Here is a 3736-nt window from a genome sequence, read left to right on the forward strand (position 1 = left end):
TCCTCAATTAATTCAGTCCGTGTAATACATCGTTGCTTTGCTATTTTTTCTAATCTATTCCATGTAAAATCTGTTAGGCGTACTGTCCTAACCTTACGTTCTTCTTCACCTTTGAGTACAAACTTACCTTTTTCATTTCTCGGTTGTTCTATCATATCTATGCAGTATCTTTGTATTGAACATTCCGTGTATTACACGAAGTTATTCTAACTAAGATATACTTTTTAATCCGAGTATTCCACCGAAAAGTCATAACAGTTTCATCACTACTATCTCCTGCTTCATCATCTTTACCAATTAAATCTTCTGGTTCTTCCTCTAAAGCTTTAAAATAACCGCGTAATACACCACCAACTGATACTGCTCTAGTCTTGTGCATTTGATGAACATATTCTATAAACCAGTCAGCATCAGCACACAAGTCAGACTCCTTACATTGATACTTAAGTATTTCTGCGATAAGACCTACTGGTGATTTATCTGCGTGAATAGCTTGAATATCTAGAATTGGTTTATAGTTTAGCCTTAAGCATTGCTGCCAAAGTGCTATCCAATCTTTTTTATGTAAATATCCTTGTGCAAAATAGCTTGGCTTAACCAGTATCAGACAATGAATATGTGGATGAGCTGACTGGCCATCACGACCACGAGTAACTTCTATGCTTTTAACCCATCCAATTCCAGGAAACACTTTCAACTCAGTTAATCGCTTGAAAGCTCGGTTGATGTCAGTAAGAGTATCTCGTAAATCTGTTAGCTCACAGTTTTTTAAAGTTAGAGTCAGAAATAACCAGCGATAAGTTGGATAATCAGCAACAACTTTCGGTAAAGCTTCATATGCTTTGGCTTTCCACATTAGTGATCGTCGCCACTGACATATAGGGCAGTGACGCACTCTGCAAAACTGAGCCGAAAACAACTTTAACCGCTTTTGCCCTCGGTACTTATCATCAACTAATCTAAAATCTAAATTGCGTGAGCATAGGTCAACTCGCTTGGCATAGCGATCCATTCCGCCTTTCTTGTAGTAGCTGCTGATAATCTCAGCATTTTTCCTGTGTTTGTCCCAAGGTTTATCTTGAGGGGAAATTTCTCCAAGAAAAACTTCATTAGCATTGCTTGGATGTATAATAAAAGTAAGTCTAGCCGAATCAGTATCGGTTGACAAAGGATTTAAGCCCCGTGCTAAGTTTTGTGTGGTAACTTAACTATATCATGGGGCTTGCCATTTCAGCCAAACCTATACACAGACTGAAATCACAGACTTAAAACTTATTCTGGCAATATTCTAATATCTCAATAGGGGTACGGTCTGAATCTAATAAGCCTTGTTGAATTTTCCTCAATACTTCTTTCTCTAAATCATCGTCATTTAAGGATTGCTCCTCATTAATATAACGAATAAGCTTTTCAACAGAAGAAAATTCAGCATCGTTATAGTTAACTACAGAAGGTTTTTTAATAAAAGGGTGGTCGCCAACATTTAGAATAACAGTCGTGTCTGAACCTCGCCCTATCCTTGTTTGAGTGGTAATATTTACCGAAACAACACAGAGAACACCGTTAACATCCTCACAATCAGTAAGAATAATATAAAGATGGGAGATAGAATAACTATTTTTGCGATAAAGAAAAGTTGTGCCAGGATAAAGATCTGAGATTTTAACAGAGTAACTATTGTTGTCACACATTAAACCGCCAATAGCTCCCTTGCTGATTGACTTACTTCTATTTCTTCTAAAATCTCATTAATTTCGTCTTCTTGAAACCCAGATTGCATTAAAATTGTTTTAATTTCAATTGGGAGCCTAGAACCTTTTGGATTTTCCCACTCTGGAACATTTTTTTGGTCATGTGTCCAATCGATTAGATCTTCCCATGTCATCCCACCAAAACGTTCGTATATCTCATCAATCAGCTTGACTTCAGCCCGATTTAACTTTCCGACTTTACGCTCAGTTTCCAAACGCACATTAAATCTACCATCAGGAATAATGTAACGTTCCCAATCAGCAGAGGGTTGCCTGTAGTAACTATTACCCGTAATGTTGTCCAACGTATTACTCAAGATTGGCCCGCAATTTAAAGAATAATAATCATCGTAAATTACAGGTAATCCCCAACGTGAGATAGCCTCTCTTTCAATGATATACATCAATTTGATTAACTTGGTGTAATTCATTTCCCTCCCTTCCTTTATAAGAAGGAGAGATGCAACTTCAATCGCTTTATCTTCTCTGTAATGGCTTCTCATAGTTTTACTACTCATACACACTATTTTACCCGATATTGATTTATTGATTAACTGATTTACTCAAAAACTCTAGTTTCGGTCAAAGTTATGCCATACGCAATAAGTGACTGTTCTAATCAGAAACTCTAATAACGCAAGAAGTTATCTTTTCAACCAAAGACTTAAGCGTCGCAGTTATCCCTTAATGATTCAAGTCGCCGCCCTAGGCGGCTGAAGGCCGAACTCCATGACTATTTAAAACCCTTTAAGCGCAATATTTCCTCAGCCGACGGGAAAGTGTCAGTTTTTGCGTGAACAAGTGCATCTTTGCAGCATTTCACAAATCGTATGGCTTCTAAACATTCTGAATATTTAGCGTAGCTCTTGCCTGAGTAAGCCATTACTTCGCTGCCGTCAGGTGACCATAATCTCCAAACCCATTGATTATTCTCATCTTTATACGGTTCAAAGTACATAAACATAAAAGTATTTTCACAACAGAAATCATATGGATACTAACAAATACAAAACGTATGCGTGTCAGTATAGATACGGAAATAGCTACTACGCTTTTCATATTCAAGCAACATCACCTGGAGAAGCTAAAGAACGCATAACAGCTTTAAAAACTAATGGAGAAGTTCTCGGTGAATCTGGAGGATTAATACCTGTCTATCTTGAAAACCAGAATGACTTAAATTGAATATTTATACTATTGTTTTTAGTACCACGTTCTCACTCCGCTTTCAATTCCTGCTTTCGGAACTAACGGAGGGCAGATGGGATAAAAGATAAGCTTCTCCAACTAATTAATTTACTTACCTAAAGATTGCGCGAGAGGGTGTAACCCTCTTAGAACTCTCCCGTTTCCAGTTATTGACTGACCTTGCGCCATATTGTACGGAGTGACTGATTAATGTGTTGCAAGGTCCAGTCACCGCAGAGCTATAACTGGTTTATATGAGCCTTCCATCTGCTGTTTTAATTGGGGCAAAATTAGAAGATTGTACAATTTTTATTGCGTTTTTACAATTTAAAAGAGTAGTATAGCTTTCTGATGAAACAGCTATCGGCTCACTGTTACTTGCATAAAATGTCCAACGCCACAAACGCGCATTGTCTTGATACACTTTGTAATACATTTCTTTAATCATGAACAATACACATCAAATTGATAATACAGATTTTTCCAAATATCTTTGTGAGTACAAACACGGAAATAAGAAACAAGGATTTGAAATTTTTGCTACTTCCTTTGAAGATGCTCAAGAACGCTTAAAATCTATTGGTAGTAATGGGGAAGTAAAAGGTGAACTTTTTTATACTTTAAATGCTTCGGAACCTATAGATAAATCAGATTTTGAAGAAACTATTTTAGCTAAATTAAGAAAAAAACTAGAAAAATTATTGAAGTAAATCTATAACCTTTCTAATTTTTTCTTTTATAGCACCACCTGCATTAGCTTTTAAAGTTAGTGCTTCTTTTAGTATCCTAATCACCTC

6 protein-coding genes are annotated in these 3736 nt (G+C 36.5%); 2 read left to right on the top strand and 4 right to left on the bottom strand.

What is annotated here, in order from left to right; all coding sequences use genetic code 11:
- Positions 1 to 157: 157 nt before the first annotated feature.
- The 3 genes from CFPU101_RS25065 to CFPU101_RS25075 all read right to left on the bottom strand — a co-directional run bounded on the left by CFPU101_RS25065 (position 158) and on the right by CFPU101_RS25075 (position 2182).
- Complete coding sequence (locus CFPU101_RS25065) at positions 158 to 1168, bottom strand: protein rep (protein WP_206818589.1); 1011 nt, start codon at positions 1166 to 1168, stop codon at positions 158 to 160.
- A 97-nt stretch (positions 1169 to 1265) separates the two neighbouring features.
- Complete coding sequence (locus tag CFPU101_RS25070) at positions 1266 to 1691, bottom strand: hypothetical protein (RefSeq protein ID WP_206818590.1); 426 nt, start codon at positions 1689 to 1691, stop codon at positions 1266 to 1268.
- The gene (locus tag CFPU101_RS25075; RefSeq protein ID WP_206818591.1) at positions 1691 to 2182 is read right to left on the bottom strand and encodes a Panacea domain-containing protein; all 492 of its coding nucleotides are present in this window, start codon (positions 2180 to 2182) and stop codon (positions 1691 to 1693) included. The genes CFPU101_RS25070 and CFPU101_RS25075 overlap by 1 nt, the downstream gene beginning before the upstream one ends.
- Before the next feature lie 559 nt (positions 2183 to 2741).
- Between CFPU101_RS25075 and CFPU101_RS25080 the strand changes: the two genes are divergently transcribed.
- Entirely contained in the window at positions 2742 to 2936 is a 195-nt protein-coding gene (locus CFPU101_RS25080; RefSeq protein ID WP_206818592.1) for a hypothetical protein, read from the top strand.
- 253 nt (positions 2937 to 3189) lie between these two features.
- Here the strand turns inward: CFPU101_RS25080 and CFPU101_RS25085 are convergent, their stop codons facing one another.
- A complete protein-coding gene (locus tag CFPU101_RS25085) occupies positions 3190 to 3387 on the bottom strand; it encodes a DUF1508 domain-containing protein (protein ID WP_206818593.1) in 198 nt (65 codons plus the stop codon).
- On the opposite strand from CFPU101_RS25085, the gene CFPU101_RS25090 reads away from it, so the two are divergent.
- Positions 3386 to 3649 carry a hypothetical protein gene (locus CFPU101_RS25090; protein WP_206818595.1) on the top strand — a complete coding sequence of 88 codons (264 nt, stop codon included), beginning with the start codon at positions 3386 to 3388 and terminating at the stop codon, positions 3647 to 3649. The two genes, CFPU101_RS25085 and CFPU101_RS25090, sit on opposite strands and share 2 nt — an antisense overlap.
- Positions 3650 to 3736: the final 87 nt, after the last annotated feature.

Source organism: Chroococcus sp. FPU101, from assembly GCF_017312365.1.
GTDB lineage: Bacteria > Cyanobacteriota > Cyanobacteriia > Cyanobacteriales > Microcystaceae > Chroococcus.